This is a genomic window from Vreelandella aquamarina, assembly GCF_900110265.1.
Taxonomy (GTDB): Bacteria; Pseudomonadota; Gammaproteobacteria; order Pseudomonadales; family Halomonadaceae; genus Vreelandella; species Vreelandella aquamarina.
The window spans coordinates 1-1,525 of the sequence record NZ_FODB01000116.1 but is presented as its reverse complement, the minus strand read 5'-3'; the positions used below and the strand labels follow the sequence as shown (position 1 = coordinate 1,525).

The 1,525-nt window shown below is 53.1% G+C and carries 1 protein-coding gene; it reads right to left on the bottom strand.

The annotated features are described in order from the left end of the window. Positions 1-133: 133 nt before the first annotated feature. Entirely contained in the window at positions 134-1,219 is a 1,086-nt protein-coding gene (locus BMY49_RS17050; RefSeq protein ID WP_089676129.1) for an OprO/OprP family phosphate-selective porin, read from the bottom strand. Positions 1,220-1,525: the final 306 nt, after the last annotated feature.

Sequence of the window (1,525 nt, the reverse complement as noted above, 5' to 3'; positions counted from 1 at the left end):
GGGCGAATGATCAAAAAGTGCTCGCTGGCGGTGATAGGGAAAGTGTCGGCGCCGGCTTCACGGATTCAGGACAATGCTTCCCGTACCAGTGCCCTATCAAGTGGTGAGCTCAACCAAGCACTCTCCCATGCGTTCAAAATGCATATTGCAACCTCGCACGCACTTCATCTCCGCTAGCGCCATTGGCTTCTTCGCCATCCATGTAGCTCATTCCAAGTCGAACATTCTTGTTGGCGTAATAGTTAACGCCCAGTGTTGTTTGCTTACCGTCAGTTGTGGCCAGCCCCACATCACTGTATTTTCCGTCGCCATCTTCAAAACGGGCAATAACTTCCCAGGCTCCTTTGGGCGATGACGGTTCCACTCGCTTGAACGCCCCAGCCTTGTAAGGACGGCTTTCGCCGGTGACAACCCAACCAAGCTGTACGTAATAACCATCAACATCCACCTGACCTTCCTCGGAATCGAAATATTCGGCCTGGGCATGGAAGGGCCCGGAAGCGCCGGCCAATTCCAGATTAAACGTATCGACCTCATTGGCCTGAGTGTCGGCATCACGCGTGGTATAACCCGCACCAAGATGAACAACAGCATTATTCGTTTGAACGGGTGCAACCGTGCCCCGTGCGGTTACTGCCGTGTTATTGAAGTCGTCGCTGCCATCGCCGTCTGCCTCGAAATAGCCGATACCGTAGGTCCAGTTGCTGCCTTTGCCACTGAGCTGGATGCCGCCGCTGCGACCGGGGGTATAACGCTCGGTCATGGCGGATCGCTCAAGGGCCGAGATGTCTTTTGAACTCGTTAATTGTTCCAGGCCGAATGGCTCTTTCTGCTTACCAATAGTCACGGTTGCAGCTGAGCCAAATCCCAGGTAGCGAATGTACAGGTCCTCAGCGTTCCCGCCTTTGGCGCCATCACTCTCAGCCACGTTGAACTGGGCTTTGTACGCCCAGTCGCCAAAGTGGCCCTGGGCGTAGAGGCGTGCCCGGCGCGCGTCGAAATTGGTAGTGTCAACACCGTTGGCGTCAGACTGCGTGGCGTCGTAATCCCATTGAAGGCGCCCGCCGAGCTGAAAAGACGCAGAGTTATCCGACACTTTCACTTTGATACCGCTGTCGGTATCGATCACAAGGTCTTTGCCGCTGGTCGTAACAGTTCCGGCCTGTGCGGCGGAAGCTGCAGAAATCGCCAAAGCCAAGCCCAAATATTTCTTGCTCATAGTGGTTTTTTCCTTTCAGTTTGCTTGTGGGTATTGAAGAATCAATGGAAAGTCTATTTGGTAAAGATTGCAGTTTGTTTACAAATGATGCATCGAAACAGGGCATCGGTTCGGGCCTGTGACAGGTTTTGGCGCGCTGCGTGTTGCGGCCCTATTCTTGGTCAAGCTAAGAGTTCGCCGCTTAAGTCCCAGGACTCTGACAAATAACAATGGGTAAGCGGATTAAATGGTTGATCTTACCTTTGCATGAGAGTGAGACAGACCGGCATCTCATCGGATTATCTGGTTGATGCTTCACCTACTGCT

Excerpts from the sequence above, each read along its gene's own strand:
- BMY49_RS17050 (WP_089676129.1), bottom strand. The coding sequence starts at position 1,219 with ATGAGCAAGAAATATTTGGGCTTGGCTTTGGCGATTTCTGCAGCTTCC.